The organism is Acinetobacter tandoii (genome assembly GCF_008867985.1).
Lineage (GTDB): Bacteria > Pseudomonadota > Gammaproteobacteria > Pseudomonadales > Moraxellaceae > Acinetobacter > Acinetobacter tandoii.
The window spans coordinates 98,807-115,771 of the sequence record NZ_VXLD01000007.1; the positions used below are offsets into that span (position 1 = coordinate 98,807).

The 16,965-nt window shown below is 38.5% G+C and carries 18 protein-coding genes; 16 read left to right on the forward strand and 2 right to left on the reverse strand.

Translation table 11 applies throughout. The annotated features are described in order from the left end of the window. Positions 1–37 precede the first annotated feature (37 nt). The 10 genes from ung (at position 38) to F4W09_RS11785 (ending at position 7,220) form a co-directional block, all read left to right on the forward strand. On the forward strand, positions 38–751 hold the full coding sequence (gene ung / locus F4W09_RS11740) for a uracil-DNA glycosylase (RefSeq protein ID WP_016167688.1): 714 nt from the start codon (positions 38–40) through the stop codon (positions 749–751). Beyond that, a complete protein-coding gene (locus F4W09_RS11745) occupies positions 748–1,872 on the forward strand; it encodes an enoyl-CoA hydratase/isomerase family protein (RefSeq protein ID WP_151504908.1) in 1,125 nt (374 codons plus the stop codon). The genes ung and F4W09_RS11745 overlap by 4 nt, the downstream gene beginning before the upstream one ends. A gap of 4 nt (positions 1,873–1,876) precedes the next feature. Beyond that, the gene (tadA, locus tag F4W09_RS11750; protein WP_151504909.1) at positions 1,877–2,392 is read left to right on the forward strand and encodes a tRNA adenosine(34) deaminase TadA; all 516 of its coding nucleotides are present in this window, start codon (positions 1,877–1,879) and stop codon (positions 2,390–2,392) included. 57 nt (positions 2,393–2,449) lie between these two features. Continuing rightward, positions 2,450–2,881, forward strand: a complete 432-nt coding sequence (locus F4W09_RS11755; RefSeq protein ID WP_016167691.1) for an SRPBCC family protein — start codon at positions 2,450–2,452, stop codon at positions 2,879–2,881. Between the two features lie 18 nt (positions 2,882–2,899). Next, on the forward strand, positions 2,900–3,583 hold the full coding sequence (cmk, locus tag F4W09_RS11760) for a (d)CMP kinase (protein ID WP_016167692.1): 684 nt from the start codon (positions 2,900–2,902) through the stop codon (positions 3,581–3,583). 108 nt (positions 3,584–3,691) lie between these two features. After that, the gene (gene rpsA, locus F4W09_RS11765) at positions 3,692–5,368 is read left to right on the forward strand and encodes a 30S ribosomal protein S1 (protein WP_016167693.1); all 1,677 of its coding nucleotides are present in this window, start codon (positions 3,692–3,694) and stop codon (positions 5,366–5,368) included. A gap of 161 nt (positions 5,369–5,529) precedes the next feature. Next, entirely contained in the window at positions 5,530–5,832 is a 303-nt protein-coding gene (locus tag F4W09_RS11770; protein WP_016167694.1) for an integration host factor subunit beta, read from the forward strand. Positions 5,833–5,849: 17 nt separating this feature from the next. Then, on the forward strand, positions 5,850–6,209 hold the full coding sequence (locus F4W09_RS11775) for a lipopolysaccharide assembly protein LapA domain-containing protein (protein WP_044740024.1): 360 nt from the start codon (positions 5,850–5,852) through the stop codon (positions 6,207–6,209). 36 nt (positions 6,210–6,245) lie between these two features. Then, positions 6,246–6,926: an orotidine-5'-phosphate decarboxylase gene (pyrF, locus tag F4W09_RS11780; protein WP_151504910.1), complete on the forward strand. Its 681-nt coding sequence runs from the start codon at positions 6,246–6,248 to the stop codon at positions 6,924–6,926. 96 nt (positions 6,927–7,022) lie between these two features. Beyond that, positions 7,023–7,220, forward strand: coding sequence for a hypothetical protein (locus F4W09_RS11785; RefSeq protein WP_151504911.1), 198 nt, complete (start codon positions 7,023–7,025; stop codon positions 7,218–7,220). 71 nt (positions 7,221–7,291) lie between these two features. Here F4W09_RS11785 and F4W09_RS11790 read toward each other — a convergent pair whose 3' ends face one another. Beyond that, positions 7,292–8,200 carry a LysO family transporter gene (locus F4W09_RS11790; RefSeq protein ID WP_151504939.1) on the reverse strand — a complete coding sequence of 303 codons (909 nt, stop codon included), beginning with the start codon at positions 8,198–8,200 and terminating at the stop codon, positions 7,292–7,294. A 209-nt stretch (positions 8,201–8,409) separates the two neighbouring features. On the opposite strand from F4W09_RS11790, the gene F4W09_RS11795 reads away from it, so the two are divergent. The 5 genes from F4W09_RS11795 (at position 8,410) to F4W09_RS11815 (ending at position 14,117) form a co-directional block, all read left to right on the forward strand. Continuing rightward, the gene (locus F4W09_RS11795) at positions 8,410–9,417 is read left to right on the forward strand and encodes an AraC family transcriptional regulator (RefSeq protein WP_151504912.1); all 1,008 of its coding nucleotides are present in this window, start codon (positions 8,410–8,412) and stop codon (positions 9,415–9,417) included. Positions 9,418–9,495: 78 nt separating this feature from the next. Further along, the gene (gene zapE, locus F4W09_RS11800; protein WP_016167700.1) at positions 9,496–10,644 is read left to right on the forward strand and encodes a cell division protein ZapE; all 1,149 of its coding nucleotides are present in this window, start codon (positions 9,496–9,498) and stop codon (positions 10,642–10,644) included. A gap of 361 nt (positions 10,645–11,005) precedes the next feature. Then, positions 11,006–13,171, forward strand: coding sequence for a malate synthase G (locus F4W09_RS11805; RefSeq protein ID WP_151504913.1), 2,166 nt, complete (start codon positions 11,006–11,008; stop codon positions 13,169–13,171). A 139-nt stretch (positions 13,172–13,310) separates the two neighbouring features. Beyond that, the gene (locus F4W09_RS17470; RefSeq protein WP_104442381.1) at positions 13,311–13,448 is read left to right on the forward strand and encodes a hypothetical protein; all 138 of its coding nucleotides are present in this window, start codon (positions 13,311–13,313) and stop codon (positions 13,446–13,448) included. After that, entirely contained in the window at positions 13,449–14,117 is a 669-nt protein-coding gene (locus tag F4W09_RS11815; RefSeq protein ID WP_151504914.1) for an SOS response-associated peptidase, read from the forward strand. A 48-nt stretch (positions 14,118–14,165) separates the two neighbouring features. Here F4W09_RS11815 and F4W09_RS11820 read toward each other — a convergent pair whose 3' ends face one another. After that, positions 14,166–14,630: a MarR family winged helix-turn-helix transcriptional regulator gene (locus tag F4W09_RS11820; protein WP_016167703.1), complete on the reverse strand. Its 465-nt coding sequence runs from the start codon at positions 14,628–14,630 to the stop codon at positions 14,166–14,168. Positions 14,631–15,394: 764 nt separating this feature from the next. Here F4W09_RS11820 and F4W09_RS11825 point away from each other — a divergent pair. Further along, the gene (locus F4W09_RS11825; RefSeq protein ID WP_016167705.1) at positions 15,395–16,927 is read left to right on the forward strand and encodes a TerC family protein; all 1,533 of its coding nucleotides are present in this window, start codon (positions 15,395–15,397) and stop codon (positions 16,925–16,927) included. The last annotated feature ends 38 nt before the right edge of the window (positions 16,928–16,965 follow it).

Here is a 16,965-nt window from a genome sequence, read left to right on the forward strand (position 1 = left end):
AAACTAAGAAAGAATTCAAAGGGATTAGGAAATAAGCATGTCTTATACCGATCAACAACTCTACAAGTTGGACAAAGTTCAGCTTGAAGCCAGTTGGAAATATGGACTCAGTGATTTCTTACTCAGCCCAAAAATGGATGAGTTAAGAGATTTTTTGGTGTCAGAAAAACAAGCGCAGAAAGAAATTTATCCGCCGAATAGCTTGATTTTTAATGCGTTTAATATGACACCTTTAGAGCAAGTCAAGGTGGTGATTTTGGGGCAAGACCCATATCATGGACCAAATCAGGCGCATGGCTTAAGTTTTTCTGTGCAAAGAGGTGTTGCATTACCTCCATCCTTACGTAATATTTTTCATGAGTTACATGCGGATGTTGGTGTAGAAATTCCTCGGCATGGCGATTTAACCCGTTGGGCGGAACAAGGGGTGCTCTTGTTAAACAGTGTACTTACCGTTGAAGCAGGTCAGCCGACATCACATCAAAAGCGTGGTTGGGAAAATTTTACCGATCATGTTATTGATGTATTAAATGAACAACGTGAACACATCGTATTTATTCTTTGGGGCGCATATGCTCAACGTAAAGGGCAAAGAATAGATCCAAATAAGCACCTCATTTTAAAAGCAGCACATCCATCTCCATTGGCTGCAAATCGTGGTGGTTTTTTTGGATGCAAAGTTTTTTCGAAAACAAATAATTATCTCAAACATAATGGCATTGAGCCTATAAATTGGCAGCTGGACGCATGACACATTCTCCCGTAGTAAAAAATTATCATCCTGACATCCTCGTACAAGAAGCGATTAATGGCTGGCGTATTGTGCGTTTGAATCGCCCAAAGTCATTACATGCTTTAGATGAATCAATCGTCACGGCATTATTGGAAGTATTTCAAGATTTCCATCATGACGATCAAGTAAAAGCTATTTGGTTGGATTCAACCACACCAAAAGCATTTTGTGCGGGTGGAGATGTACGTAAATTGCGCCAACTGGTGATTAATGCAGAAGTTGATACGGCAAATAAATTCTTTGAACAAGAATATGCCCTTGATCTGCTTTTACATAATTATGCAAAGCCAGTATTGGTGTGGGGTGAAGGCTATGTCATGGGTGGTGGCTTAGGATTGTTTATGGCCGCTCCATTCCGTATGGTGACACCATACTCACGTTTAGCCATGCCTGAAATTAATATTGGTTTATATCCTGATGTTGGGGCTACACGTTTCTTGGCAGATCGTGGAGCGATTGGATTATTTACTGGTTTGACTGGTTCGATTATGACGGCTGCTGGTGCTTATAGTATTGGTTGGGCGACGCATATTTGTGATGCACATCGTGATAAAGTGCTAGATAAGCTCATCAATATTGATTGGGGACATTACCCAGCAGGTGATTTCCGTGCAATTGATGACACTTTGAATAGTCTACATAGACCTGTTGGACCCGGGCCATTACAAAACTCTCTGGATGTGATTCAAAGTGTTTGTCGTGGTGTGAATTTTGAACATGATTATGAGTCAATCATAGGTTTACGTGATGCGCGTAGCGATTGGCTGCGTCAAGCCAGTGAAAATTTACAAAAAGGGTCGCCTGCAACTGCTGCACTCACTTGGCTATTATGGCAATGGGGTAAGCAGATTCACTCTTGGAATGAAGTATTTGAATTAGAAACGCAAATTTCTGATTGGAAAATTCGCCATGCAGACTTTGTGGAAGGTGTACGTGCACGTTTGGTAGATAAAGATTTAGCACCTGAATGGACAAAAGGAACAGATTTGTCCCTAAAAGGAATTTTATCTGCAAACCCGCCTGTAACAACGATTGAAAGCTGGAATCAATTGCTGAAACAGTATGGTGTGATTGCCTAATTGAATGGCTGAGTTTGAACTTTATTCCGATGAATATTGGATGCAGCTTGCTTACGAGCAGGCTGCCATAGCTGCATCACAACAAGAAATTCCTGTGGGTGCTGTTTTAGTGAGTCAGAATCAAATTCTTGGAATGGGACATAATGCACCTATTTCAAAAATCGACCCAACAGCACATGCTGAAATACAAGCAATCCGACAAGCTTGCCTTAATTTGCAAAATTATCGTTTGCCTTCTGATGCAGTTCTATATGTCACTTTAGAGCCTTGTACAATGTGCGTTGGGGCATTAATACATTCACGCGTTGCAAAGGTGGTATTTGCTGCAACCGAACCCAAAGCAGGTTCTTTGGTGAGTGCACGTAGGTTATTGGAAACAGGTTACTATAACCATCAGTTTGAAGTGGTTTCTGGATGTTTGCAGGATCAATGTTCTCAACAGCTAAGTGATTTCTTTAAAATGCGTCGTCAGCAGAAGAGAGAACAAAAAAGACAAGAAAAACTTCAGGGTTCAGATTAATTAAATAAATTCATGTAAAATCTAATGACAATAAAAATTGTCAAAATGGATATATGTATGAATTCAATCCAAGTAAAGAAGAAATTTGAAGCGCCAATTCAACAAGTTTTTGATTTATTAGCAAAACATGCAACGTATAATGTTGCTTTTGCTCCCATTCAAGTCGAGCGAATAATCGACTCAAATGATTCGCAAAGACCTGATGGTTTAGGTTCGGTTCGTCGAATGGGGATTGGTCCTGTAAAGCCATTACGTGAAAAAATAACTTTAATGCAAGAAAACCAGCGTATTGAATATAAAATTATTCAGAACCCTCTCATTAAGCACCATCTTGGGATTATTGAATTTGAAGCATTAACGCCTGATTCAACATTAGTCACCTATACGATTGAATTACAAGCACGTGTTCCTTTTGTGAATAAATTAATTCTTGCGCAGCTCAAATCTGCGATTAAACTAGGTTTTTCTAAACTCGCGAAATCTGTATAAGGCAACAACGGAAAAGCAATGACAGTTAAAATTATTACGATTGATGGACCTAGCGGTTCGGGTAAAGGTACTTTGGCGGCTAAATTAGCTGCACATTATCAATTTCATTTATTAGATTCTGGTGCTTTATATCGGTTGCTAGGCCTGTCATTGCATAAACAAGGCTTATTGGAAGAAATTGATTCCCATCTTGATCATTGTGCTGAAATTGCAACAAATTTAGACATACAATTTGTAACAACCCCAAATGAAACACAAATTTTGTTAGATGGTGAAGATGTCACTCAAACTATTCGTACGGAGCGAGTGGGTGAGTTTGCCTCAAAAGTTGCTGCAATTCCTGTGCTTAGAACAGCATTATTCGAGCGCCAGCGTGCCTTTGCACAAGCGCCAGGCTTGGTTGCAGATGGTCGCGATATGGCAACTTCAATTTTTCCAGAAGCGCCAGCGAAGATTTATTTGACCGCTTCAGCACAATCCAGAGCTGAGCGTCGGGTAAAACAGTTGCAGGGCATGGGGCTGGATGTTAAAATAAACGACATTTTAGCTAATATTGAAGCTCGCGATAAACGAGATATGGAACGCGAAGTCGCTCCACTCAGACCCGCAGCAGATGCTTTGATTATTGATAGCTCTGAATTAAACATTGATGAAGTGTTTAATCTTATGACTCAATATATCGACAAGCAGTTAGCGAAGTAAAGAAATTTTTAGCGAAAGCATAGCTTGATCAGTTTATAACGGACTATGTAGACGCTTAACTAAAACGGCCTTGTCTGATCCAAGACCGCATACTTTATCGGGTATATCATGACCGAATCTTTTGCAGCCCTCTTTGAAGAAAGCGAATTAAACCTCAACGTTGAAAAGGGTGCTGTCATCCAAGGCGTTGTAGTAAGCATCGACTCTGACTGGGTAACAGTTGACACTGGCCTTAAATCTGAAGGCGTAGTTGACCGTGCTGAATTCTTAAACGAACAACGTGAACTTGAAGTTCAAGTTGGCGATACAGTTGATGTTGTTGTTGAAGCTCTTGACAACGGTATGGGCCAAACTGTTTTATCACGTGAAAAAGCGAAACGTGCTGAAACTTGGACTAAACTTGAAAAAATCTTTGAAGATGGCGAAATCGTTACTGGTGTTATCTCTGGTAAAGTTAAAGGCGGTTTCACTGTTGACATCGGTCCAGTTCGTGCGTTCTTACCAGGTTCTTTGGTAGATACTCGTCCTATCCGTGACACAACTCACCTTGAAGGTAAAGAGTTAGAATTCAAAGTAATCAAACTTGATGCAAAACGTAACAACGTTGTTGTATCTCGTCGTGCTGTTATGGAAGCTGAATCTTCAGCTGACCGTGAAGCTCTTCTTGCTCAGCTTGAAGAAGGTCAAACAGTTACAGGTACTATTAAGAACCTTACTGACTACGGCGCGTTCGTTGACCTTGGCGGTATCGATGGTCTTCTTCACATCACTGATATGGCTTGGAAACGTATCAAGCACCCATCAGAAGTTGTTGAAGTTGGTCAAGAAGTTACTGTTAAAGTACTTAAATTTGACAAAGAGCGTAACCGCGTATCTTTAGGTCTTAAGCAATTAGGCGAAGATCCATGGTTAGCGATCATGAGCCGTTACCCTAAAGGTTCTATCGTTAAAGCTCGCGTAACTAACTTAACTGACTACGGTTGCTTTGCTGAAATCGCTGAAGGCGTTGAAGGCTTAGTACACGTTTCAGAAATGGATCACACAAACAAAAACATCCACCCATCTAAAGTTGTTCAGATTGGTGATGAAGTTGATGTTATGGTTCTTGAAGTTGATGAAGAACGTCGTCGTATTTCTCTTGGTATCAAACAAACTCGTGCTAACCCATGGGAAGAGTTTGCTAAGAACCACGACAAAGGCGAGAAAGTTTCTGGTACGATCAAATCTATCACTGACTTCGGTATCTTTATCGGTTTACCAGGTGGTATCGACGGTTTAGTTCACTTGTCTGATATTTCTTGGAACGAACAAGGTGAAGAAGCAATTCGTCGTTACAAGAAAGGTGATACTGTTGAAGCGGTTATCTTGTCTGTAGACGCTGAAGGCAACCGTATCAGCCTTGGCATCAAGCAAATGAACAGCGATCCATTCAATGATTTCTTAGCTGCTAACGAACGCGGTGCTTTGGTTAAAGGTACTGTAACTGCAGTTGACGCTAAAGGCGCTACTGTTAAGTTAGCTGACGAAGTAGAAGCTCAATTAAAAGCTTCTGAAATCAACCGTGATCGCGTTGAAGATGCAACTAAATTCTTAGAAGTTGGTCAAGAAGTTGAAGCGAAAATCATCAACGTTGATCGTAAATCTCGCTCTATCAACTTGTCTATCAAAGCGAAAGACGAAGCTGAAGAGAAAGAAGCTGTTGCTAACTTGAAGACTGCATCTGCATCTCAAGACAATGGTCCTAAGACTATTGGTGACTTGATCAAAGCTCAAATGAACCACTAAGTAGGTCGTATAAATTGTATTGTTAATGTAATTTAACTAATACTTTTTACACAAATACTGTAAACGGTAGCGTAGTATTTAATTATTGCGCTACCGTTTTGTATTTAAACAGGTTATTATCAGTTTAGGTACAAGTAGCTTGATAATTAAAGAGGTCGCCGATGACTACTGAAGCACTTAATAAGTCTGACTTAATTGAGCGTATTTCTCTAAAAAACCCGCACTTAGCGGAGCCGTTAGTAGAAGAGGCTGTTAAGATCATGATTGATCAAATGATTGCATCCCTTTCATCTGATAGTCGTATTGAAATTCGTGGGTTTGGTAGCTTTGCATTGCATCATCGTGAGCCACGAATTGGTCGCAATCCGAAAACAGGAAAATCTGTTGAAGTGGCAGCAAAAGCAGTTCCACATTTCAAACCTGGTAAAGCATTACGTGACGCAGTGAATGAAGCTATAGAATAATAATAGGTGGGGTGTATATGCGTTATGTATTGGTCGCCATATTAATCATTTTATTTGGTTATTCATTGGCTTTGGTTTTACAGAATGGTACCGAAGTCACTGTCGATTTGTTATTTACACAAGTTCCAGCTATGCGCTTAGGTTTGGTTCTATTACTGACTTTAGCCTTAGGTGTGGTGGTCGGATTATTACTTGGTGTGCAAGTATTCCGCGTGTTTCAAACAAGTTGGGAGATTAAGCGCTTACGTAAAGATATCGATCACCTGCGTAAAGAACAAATTCAGGCTGCGCAATTGGCTGCTGCTGAAGCTGCTGCAAATGCAAGGCATGAAAAAACTGTATTTGATGTAACAAACGATAATAAAAGCCCATTATAATGGGCTTTCTTTTTGTCTAATCAAAGGTAAATTCTCTTGAGTATCATTGTTGCACTAGATGCTAAAAGCCAAATTGATGCATTGCACATTGCAGAGCAGTTAGATCCTGCATTATGTCGAGTAAAAGTTGGTAAAGAGTTATTTACTCATGAGGGACCATCTGTTGTTAAAGCTTTGCATGCAGAAGGGTTTGAGGTTTTCTTGGACCTAAAATTTCATGATATTCCAAATACCACAGCACAAGCAGTTTGTGCAGCTGCGGATTTGGGTGTATGGATGGTTAACGTGCATGCATCAGGTGGCCGTAAAATGATGGAAACCTGCGTAGAGCGTTTAAAAGCAGGGAATTATGCAACTCAGTTGATTGCTGTGACTGTTCTAACTTCTATGGGACGTCAGGACTTGCGTGATATTGGTTTGGATGTTGAGCCATTTGAACAGGTTAAGCGTTTGGCACAATTAACCAAAGAATCAGGTTTGGATGGTGTGGTGTGTTCTGCGCAAGAGGCAAAAATGTTGCGCGAATTGTTGGGGCAGGATTTTGCATTGGTGACACCTGGAATTCGTCCTGAGGGGGCTAATGCAGATGACCAAAAGCGAATTGTTACACCAAAGCAAGCAATGCTAGATGGTTCTACACATTTAGTGATTGGTCGTCCAATTACAAAATCTGAGAATCCACGTCAAACCTTAAAAGATATTTTGGTAACACTGTAATCTTTAATATTACGAATAATTGATAAAAGCCTTTCTAGTGAAAGGCTTTTTTGTATGAATACACTATTAAAAAGGTGAATAGGTGGTAAATAAAAAATGTTAGAGCTTGATGAGATTGGTGAAGCGGAGAATGTTGCCACGTTACAGAACACGTTAGAAGAAGCGAAGTTACTTGAAGAAAAGAAAGAAGGCTCTTCTACTGATTGGTCATCTGGAATGGATTTGGTAGATATCGGATCTGCCATTATTGAAGCTGTGGGTGATATTATTGGTAATATTGATATAGACCTGTAGGGCATTTGGTTCGACTTTATTAATCCCCTTGGTGTTCATTCTTAAAATCAATACCAAGGGATGTCTTATTTTTAAAGTGCAGCAAGTACACTAACAGCAATAGGGGCAAGAATAGAGAGAATAAAACCGCTGACCATTGCATGGGGGATAAAGTCATTACCGCAAGCTTGTTTAACCATTGGAAGAGAAACATCCATTGCGGTGGCTGCTGCTGAAGCGATTGCTGAACGCGGATAACGCCAGCCAATACAATACATGAGAATGATTGCAAAAATCTCTCTAAATAAATCATTAATTAGCGCAATACTGCCTAGAGCAGGATTTTTAAGTTCTGAAACAACAATTCCGCTCATGGAGTAGAAACCATAACCTTGAGATAGCATAATCAGATCTTTCAATTGTAGTTGTTTTAGAAAAATACTACACAGTAAGGCTCCAATAATAGAACCAGCAATACAACCAATAGGCACTAAAAGAATTTTAAAATTTAACCAAGAGCGATCTAATGGGCTGAATGCAAGATCGAGTCCTATCAAGAACATGAAAACCAGAAGTAGATACCATGTATTTACTTGGATTGGAATTTCTATATTTTCCAGTAATTTAGCTAAAATAAATCCTGCTGCTAGGGCTATACACGCATAGGAGATGCTAATGAAGGACTTGAATAACAATGCCAGTGAAATTTTGCCAGAAACAGGTTGTATCCCAATAAATTTATAGAGAGCAAAACAACATAAAAATGACCCTATAGTCGTAAAAAAAGCCAATGCGGTTGCAATACTTAATATTTGAGAAGAGCCATGAATATTTTCAAGCGCATGGGTAAATTCCATGCTAATCCCAATCAAGAGCAAATAAGAAAAATAAGGTAAGATTTTAAAGCATAGTTTAATTAGACTACTTGGAATTTTTTTTGCAAAGAAATATCCAGTGGCTAAGCACAAAAGAAGCTGAGATATAAGAATAAATGCTTGCATAGGTAAAGCGATATTTTGAGGTTGTGCCATCATAGCCTAAGTATGCAAATGTTGCAGTGGTTGATATCGATATGATCGAAATTTTGACATTAGATTCGGGCGGCACGAAATCCTACATCTTTATATACGATTGTAGTTTGATAGATTCGGCAATTTTCAAATACGGGGAATTGAGTTAAAAAAGGGTTCTTATCTTTATTGACACAAATATGAAAAGATCGATTCTCAGTCTCATGTATTTAATACAAGCGATGCGTAAAGCTGGGATTGATGTTGATCAGCAGTTAAAAGGCATTGGTTTAAGTGTCGATACCTTGGACCCGACTGCGATTATTCACCCCAGTTTAGAGTGTGATGTATTGATGGTCTTGGGTGAGCATATTTCGTCTGAGCAAGGCTTAAATATTGGGCAACATTATACGTTAGCAGGGTATGGTCCTTTATTGATGCTATTGGTGACCAGTGACAATATTAGAGTTGCCCTTGAAAAAGTGATTGCATATCAGCCGCTAACACATCTTACAGCTAAACTGAGTTTAAAATTTCAAAATCATCAGGTGGCATTGTGTTATGAAGCCAATGATTTAACTGATGAGCTAAATATGCTACGTACGCAATCTGAATTGGCGGGTACATATAAGTTTATTCAGGAGTTGTATAAGAAGATGGGGCTAAGCGTGCCTCAGCTAAAAGTTGAGTTACCCTTTGATCCGCCTGAAAATACTGAGATTTTGGCAATGTATCAAGCATACTATGGGATGGATATTACCTTTTCAAAGCCTTATGCTGCATTTTGGTTTGATGAGGCTGTTTTGGAGATTAAAATTCCTTCGGCTGATCAAATGACATTCCGTATTTATGATTATAAATGTCAGGCTGAAATGAAGCGATTGTCTCAGCAATCAGCAGTACCCGATTTGGTGGAGCGCGTTCAGGACTATTTGGACTTGCAGCAAGGTGTTATTCCAACAATGGCGGAAACAGCACAAGCATTACATATTCCAGAGCGCACACTGAGACATCAGTTGCAGCAGCTAAATAGTAGTTATAAGCAGATTAGAGAACAATTAATTAAGGAAAAAGCACTGAGGTTAATTGAATATCAGGAGTACACCATTGAAATGATTGCTGAATTATTGGGCTATTCTGAACCAGCGGCATTTAACCATGCCTTTAAACGTTGGTTTGGACGCAGTCCTCGGCAATATTCCAAGTAGTGTTACTCATGCCAAAGTTTTATTTATTGTTCCCTAATTTTCGTTATACTTTCGTCAGACCAAAATAGTAATCAAGATATGTCGGATTTAAATCTTCACAGCACCGCCTTTGCTCCATTATCACCAGCTGAACGTTACGCGCAAGCTTTGGCTTCTGGGCAATTTATGCCTGATGAAGCTCAAGCACAGGCCGTACATGAATTAGACCGTGTCTGGCAAGAACTGATTCAGCGCTATAAGGCATCAAAGAAGGCATTTCGTCGCTTTCGTCGTCAGACATCTCCACAAGGTGTTTATATGTGGGGTGGGGTGGGTCGCGGTAAAACATGGTTAATGGACCAGTTTTATGATTCGATTCCATTCCGTCGTAAAACACGCATGCATTTTCATCATTTTATGCAGCATGTGCATCGTGAGCTAAATAAATTGTCTGGTCAGCGTAATCCCCTAGATGCGGTTGCGGATCAGATTTATAAAGATGCCGTGATTATCTGTTTTGATGAATTCTTTGTTACCAATGTCACGGATGCAATGATTCTGAGTGAGCTATTCCAGAAGTTGTTTAGCCGTGGTGTAACTTTGGTTGCGACATCAAATATTGCTCCAGATGGTTTGTATAAAAATGGAATCCATCGTGATCGTTTTATTCCAACCATTGAGATGGTGAAGAAAAACTGTGTCATCTTAAACGTAGATGCGGGTGTGGATTATCGTTTGCGTGTACTTAAGCAGGCACAATTGTTTAAGCATCCTTTAACACATGATCATAAAGTTTGGATAGCTCAGCGTTTTACAGCATTGACGCAAACACAACTTCAGTCGCAAGAGCCGATTGTAATTAATAATCGCTTGGTGGAAACAATTGGCCATACCGAGGATGTATTGTGGTGTGAGTTTTCTGAACTGTGCTTGAAACCTCGCAGCCCAGCCGATTTTATTGAAATTGCGAATATCTATAACACGGTATTGGTGAGTAATGTTCCACATTTGACCGATTATCTTTCTGAGGGAACGCGTCGTTTCATCTATTTAGTGGATGAATTCTATGACCGTGGAGTCAAATTATTGCTGACTTCGGAGGATACGATTATTGATATTTATCAGGGTGAAAAACTAGCATTCGAAATTGAGCGGACACGTTCACGCTTACTTGAAATGCAATCCGATGATTATTTGCATTCAGAACACCGACTCATTGAGAAATCTGCCAAAGATTTTAACGAATAAGCAAAAAACGCCATGAATTGGCGTTTTTTTATGGCTAAAAGTATTGTATGTTAAATCAACATTTTTGCTTGTATATGGAAAATGCGTCAGATCAAACAAGAAATGAAAATAAGTAATTGGGATGAGTTTGATAGATGTTCTGAACTTAAGTCTAATTTCGGCATTTCAAAAACTTAATACACTGTAAAAAGAGTATTCATGAGCGTGATAATACAAACTAAATAGGATTTTATTTGATGATGTCAATATTTATTGCACAGAAAATGCTTACTATTTAGGAATGTGATATTCGTATTCAGAAAAGTATAAATAGGTATACTGGAATCTCTTGTTATAAAAAGTAGCAATATCAGGAAAGACAATGACTGTACGTATTCAAAAGGGTAAGTTAGCGATTGCTAAAGAACTTTACGATTTTATCGAGAATGAAGCTTTACCAGGTTCTGGTTTGGACAGCGAAACATACTGGAAAAACTTTGAGCAAGTCGTTGTCGATCTTAGCCCAAAAAATAAAGCGCTTTTGGAAAAGCGTGAAGATCTTCAGGCTAAAATTGATGAATGGCACCGCAACAACACATTTGAATTAGAAGCTTACAAAGCTTTCCTTAAAGAAATTGGCTACTTGGTACCAGAAGTAGAAGATTTCCAGATCAGCACAGAAAATGTTGATGAAGAAATTGCGTTATTGGCAGGACCACAATTGGTTGTACCTGTGCGTAATGCGCGTTATTGCTTAAATGCGGCAAACGCACGTTGGGGTTCACTGTACGATGCACTTTACGGTTTTGATGTGATCCCTGAAGAAGGTGGCGCTGAAAAAGGTAAAGGTTATAACCCTGTTCGTGGCGATAAAGTTATTGCATTTGCTAAAAATTTCTTAAATGAAACTTTCCCGCTTGCACAAGGTTCACATGCTGACGCAACACGTTATGCGGTGGAAAATAACAAATTAGCTGTAACACTTAAAGATGGTTCTACAACTGGTTTAGCACATGAAGCACAATTCGTTGGCTTTAATGGTGAAGAAGCAAACCCTTCTGAAGTTGTTCTATTGAACAATGGTTTACATGTCATTATTGAAGTTGATGCAACAAGCCCAGTGGGTAAAACTGATGCGGCAGGTGTGAAAGATTTAGTTCTTGAAGCAGCAATTACAACCATTCAGGATTTAGAAGACTCTGTTGCAGCAGTTGATGCTGAAGAGAAAGTAGAAGGCTACCGTAACTGGTTAGGCCTAATGAAAGGTGATTTACAAGAATCAATCGAGAAAAATGGCAAGACCATTACTCGTACATTAAATAAAGACCGTACAATTAAAAACTTGATTGGTGGTACGACAACTTTACATGGTCGCTCGTTAATGCTTCTACGTAACGTCGGTCATTTAATGACGAACCCTGCAATTTTAGTTGATGGTGAAGAAATCTTTGAAGGCATTATGGATGCCTTAGTAACGCCATTACTCAGTGTTGCTGATATTCGTGGTCAAAATGAGAACAAAAACTCTCGTAAAGGCTCAATGTATATCGTTAAACCAAAAATGCATGGTCCAGAAGAAGTTGCATTTGCAGTTGAATTGTTTGAACGTGCAGAACAAGCAATTGGCTTACCAGCGAAGTCTTTAAAAATCGGTATTATGGATGAAGAGCGTCGTACATCAGTTAACTTGAAAAACTGTATTGCGGCTGCAAAAGACCGTACGATCTTTATTAACACTGGCTTTATGGACCGTACAGGTGATGAAATCCATACTTCTATGGAAGCAGCACCAGTTGTTCGTAAAGAAGCAGTAAAAACACAAAAATGGATTGCAGCTTACGAAAATCGTAACGTAGCAATTGGTTTAGAGTGTGGCTTACAAGGTAAAGCGCAAATTGGTAAAGGTATGTGGCCTAAACCAGACAGCATGAAAGATATGTTGGCAACTAAAGCTGCACATCCAAATGCAGGTGCATCATGTGCTTGGGTGCCATCTCCAACAGGTGCGGCACTCCATGCAATGCATTACCATCAAGTGAATGTAAAAGCACGCCAAGATCAATTGAAAGCAGAAGAAATGCTTTCTCTAGATGATTTGTTAACGCCTCCGTTTGCTCCAGAGACTAACTGGTCAGCTGAAGAAATTAACAATGAACTTGAAAATAACTGTCAAGGTATCTTGGGTTATGTAGTTCGTTGGGTCGACTTGGGTGTAGGTTGTTCTAAAGTTCCAGATATCAATAACGTTGGTTTAATGGAAGACCGTGCAACATTGCGTATTTCTTCACAACACGTTGCAAACTGGTTGCGTCACGGTATCGTTACACGCGAGCAAGTTGAAGAAGTGTTGAAGCGCATGGCTAAAATTGTAGATGGTCAAAATGCTGATGATCCGTTGTATACGCCAATGGCAACAGACTTTGATAATAATATCGCTTTCCAAGCTGCTTCTGATTTAATCTTCAAGGGTGGTGTTCAGCCTTCAGGTTACACTGAGCCATTGTTACATGCTGCACGTTTGAAACTTAAAGGTTATACAGGTGATTAATTTCGATTAGTTGCGTGAATTTGACAAAGACCTTTCAATTTTGAAAGGTCTTTGTTTTTATAAGAGAAAAAATTTAACAACAAAAAGAATAAGGTTGTATTTAGATAAGTATAAGAATTGAGATTCAATAGAATGATTTATTCCGTATGACGGTGATGAAGCCCGCTATGATTATGTCTATAATATTGAAGTTGCAGATTCTAATAGTTATTTTGTGACTGAAATGAGAATTCTAGTTCATTGTGATATGAAAGAAAGCATCTATCGGATTCAATAAATGTGTGCCAATTTTAAACCTCTAACCTTGTCGCAACTACAGCAATTGGGCTTGCCACAAATTCCATTTGAATATCTGGAAGAGGTTTATCCTAGTTATAAAACTCCGTTATTGTTTAAATCTGAACATGGATTGGAATGGCGAGAAGTGTTATTTGGTTTAGTGCCGAAATGGGCTGAAGATGCAAGTGCCTCTAAGCGTACTTATAATGCTAGACATGAGACTATTTTTGAAAAGCCAAGCTTTCAAGATGCGGCTTATAAATGTAAGTTTGGTGTTATTCCAGTCACTGAGTTTTATGAAAGTAAATATATTGAAAATAAACCGCAACGATGGGGTGTGAGGCGTAAAGATGGTAAAGCCTTCTTTATTGCTGCAATTTATGAAATTTGTAAAATCAATAACGAATTCATTCGTTCTGCAGCAATGCTGACGATGAATGCAATAGACCACCCTATGATGAAAGAGTTTCATGAACCTGGTGATGTAAAACGATCAGTTGTCATCATTCCACATGAGTATCTTGATCATTGGCTAAGCTTAAAACAGCCACATCAAATGACTCAATTTATGCAGGGATTCCCAGTTGAGGAGTTTGAATGTTCACATGTGCCTAAAGCAAAAATAGAGAAAATAACAGCTCAGTTGAACATGTTTGATCTTTTCTAAATATAAAAAAAGGGTTTCATTTGGAAACCCTTTTTTATGGTTTATAAATTAACGGTTAAGATTGTTAAAAATATGTTTTAAGCTGTCCATCATTTTTTCAATCTGTAAGGGTGTTAAACCTTCAAAGGATTGTTCGAGTACAGCACTAGTCAAATCATTGATTTTATGTGTCATTTCATTGCCCTTTTCGGTAAGAACAACACGTGTTATACGAGCATCATCTTCACATGAATAGGTGTTAACGAGCCCTTCGTCTTTAAGACGATAAACAATCTTTGTCGTTGTAGACATTTTCGATACGACCATATCGGAAAGATCGGATACGCTAGCATTTGGTTTAGATTTTAAAGCAAGTAAAATACGACGACGAGAATTATCTAATCCGTATTTTTTTAGGACTTGATCGACCTTTTGCACATGTTGCGAATAAACCTGAGTGATCCAAAAAAAAGGAAAATTCTCTAGAGTAAAGTCGTCAGCGGTAGGTAAAAACTTCGCATACTTTTTAGTCATATGGGATTCCAAATATTTATTTTTATATTGCTTAATATTATGTGAAATATGACACGTTAAGCAATATAATTGTGATGAAATGTTTAAAATTCGATTTGTGTATTTGCAGTGACTTGATGGCGAGTCTATACCCGAGGAAATTTAAATGACTGCTCTAGTGCTAAATGAGCATCGTTTTGATGCAAATTAAGAATGCGCATTAAGGGGAGATAAAAGGTCAATCCTGTTCCTTCTGTCATAGCAACCAATCCTGTAAATAAATCTGAGTTAAGTAGGTAATTCATTTACCATACATATTGAGTAATAAATAATTTGATAGATATTCCATTTAATTTTTTCATTTTAGTATAAAAACTTCTTTTGAAAACTGACTTTGTTTACAAAACATTTCTGTTATTTGAAGCATTGATTTAAGAAAAATTAATATTTAAATACTAAATAATCAATAAAAAGAATAATTTAATTCATTAGAAATCCTTACACAAGCAGTATGAGACTATTTGTGACTACTCAGTTTTCTTTTTTTTGTTACAATCAACTCTGTCAATGTATTTGAATTGTATCTGATAATAATATTTTAATCTTTCTTGACAAGAATATCTAGTAAGTTGATTTTGTAAAAAAATTAAAAAAAATAATTACAATGTAAGAAGAGTATGCATAATAAAACTATCTATTGTTAAAAAGAGGTTTTACATGGATCCGTCGCCGTGCAGGTCTAGCTTATTAAAATTTTGCCTTGAGTTAATCGAGGTGCGTCAATAATGGAATTCTTATTAGATCCAGGAATTTGGGTTGGCTTACTTACCCTAATTGTCTTAGAAATTGTTTTAGGTATTGATAACCTAGTCTTTATTGCCATTTTGGCAGATAAACTTCCACCAGAACAGCGTGATAAAGCGCGTATTATTGGTCTTTCACTCGCATTGATTATGCGATTGGGGTTGTTATCCGTTATCTCTTGGTTGGTTACTTTAACCAAACCGCTCATTCAAATTGCTGATTTATCTTTCTCGGGGCGTGATTTAATCTTGCTCTTCGGTGGTCTGTTCTTGGTCTATAAAGCCGTGACCGAGTTACACGAGAAAATGGAAGGTAAACCCGAAATTAAATCAACATCTTCAGTGGTGTATGCAAGTTTCTGGGCAGTCGTTGCTCAAATTATTGTGCTTGACGCGGTCTTTTCTCTGGATTCTGTCATTACAGCCATTGGTATGGTAGATAATATCTACGTGATGATGGCGGCAGTAACAATTGCAGTTATTGTAATGTTGTTTGCCTCTAAACCACTCACTAGCTTTGTAAACCGTCACCCTACAGTCGTCATTCTGTGTTTAAGTTTCCTATTGTTGATTGGTATTAGCTTAATTGCGGAAGGATTTGGTTTCCATATTCCGAAAGGTTATATTTATTCGGGTATTGGTGTGGCTATTTTAATTGAGGCCTTCAATCAATATTCAAAACGCAATGTGGCGAAACATGAATCTAAGATTCCATTGCGTCATCGTACTGCTGATTCCATCTTGAAATTAATGGGTGGAAAAGTAGAACCTTCTCATATGGATGCTGAGCAAATTGAAGCTCAGGAAGCCTTTGCAGATGAAGAGCGTTACATGATTGGCGGGGTCTTAACTCTGGCAGAACGTTCTGTTGCTTCTATTATGACACCTCGAAATCAGATTTCATGGGTCGATTTAAATGATACTCCTGAAAAAATTCGAGAGCAGGTACTTGCAGTACCGCACAGTTTATTTCCAGTCTGTCGTGGTAGCTTGGATAAAGTTATCAGTGTAGTGCGTGCGAAAGAACTGCTTGATGTGCTGGATGATGGTGAAGAGGCGTTAAAATCATTGATTAAACGTCAACGTCCAATTTTTATCTTTGAAAAGATGAAAGTGATTGATGCCATTAATACCTTAAGGACATCGAAAGGTTCATTGGTTCTGGTCACTGATGAATTTGCTAATGTTAAAGGGTTAATATCTCCACTGGATGTTTTTGAAGCAATTGCAGGTGAATTCCCTGATGCTGATGAACAGTTGGACTTGGTCAAAATTAATGATCAAACATGGAAGGCTTCGGGCATGTTGGATTTATATCAGCTTGAGCTTGAACTTGGTGTTTTTGATTTAGTCGAAGATGATGCAGGCTACATGAGTGTGGCTGGTCTGATTCTGGATAAGACGCAAGGCGAAGTTCGAGTTGGAACTCAGCTTGATTATCAAGGTGTCCATTTTGAAGTTACTGAATTAGATGAAAATCGCATAAAATTCGTGACAATTATTTATCGCCATTAAGTTATGTAATGATGAAAACGCCCGAATAATCGGGCGTT

Coding starts and splice junctions, on each gene's coding strand:
- F4W09_RS11785 (WP_151504911.1), top strand. CDS start 7,023: ATGTTAGAGCTTGATGAGATTGGTGAAGCGGAGAATGTTGCCACGTTA.
- F4W09_RS11790 (WP_151504939.1), bottom strand. CDS start 8,200: ATGCAAGCATTTATTCTTATATCTCAGCTTCTTTTGTGCTTAGCCACT.
- cmk (WP_016167692.1), top strand. CDS start 2,900: ATGACAGTTAAAATTATTACGATTGATGGACCTAGCGGTTCGGGTAAA.
- ung (WP_016167688.1), top strand. CDS start 38: ATGTCTTATACCGATCAACAACTCTACAAGTTGGACAAAGTTCAGCTT.
- F4W09_RS11795 (WP_151504912.1), top strand. CDS start 8,410: ATGAAAAGATCGATTCTCAGTCTCATGTATTTAATACAAGCGATGCGT.
- tadA (WP_151504909.1), top strand. CDS start 1,877: ATGGCTGAGTTTGAACTTTATTCCGATGAATATTGGATGCAGCTTGCT.
- F4W09_RS11755 (WP_016167691.1), top strand. CDS start 2,450: ATGAATTCAATCCAAGTAAAGAAGAAATTTGAAGCGCCAATTCAACAA.
- rpsA (WP_016167693.1), top strand. CDS start 3,692: ATGACCGAATCTTTTGCAGCCCTCTTTGAAGAAAGCGAATTAAACCTC.
- F4W09_RS11820 (WP_016167703.1), bottom strand. CDS start 14,630: ATGACTAAAAAGTATGCGAAGTTTTTACCTACCGCTGACGACTTTACT.
- F4W09_RS11805 (WP_151504913.1), top strand. CDS start 11,006: ATGACTGTACGTATTCAAAAGGGTAAGTTAGCGATTGCTAAAGAACTT.
- F4W09_RS11775 (WP_044740024.1), top strand. CDS start 5,850: ATGCGTTATGTATTGGTCGCCATATTAATCATTTTATTTGGTTATTCA.
- F4W09_RS11770 (WP_016167694.1), top strand. CDS start 5,530: ATGACTACTGAAGCACTTAATAAGTCTGACTTAATTGAGCGTATTTCT.
- F4W09_RS11745 (WP_151504908.1), top strand. CDS start 748: ATGACACATTCTCCCGTAGTAAAAAATTATCATCCTGACATCCTCGTA.
- zapE (WP_016167700.1), top strand. CDS start 9,496: ATGTCGGATTTAAATCTTCACAGCACCGCCTTTGCTCCATTATCACCA.
- F4W09_RS11825 (WP_016167705.1), top strand. CDS start 15,395: ATGGAATTCTTATTAGATCCAGGAATTTGGGTTGGCTTACTTACCCTA.
- F4W09_RS11815 (WP_151504914.1), top strand. CDS start 13,449: ATGTGTGCCAATTTTAAACCTCTAACCTTGTCGCAACTACAGCAATTG.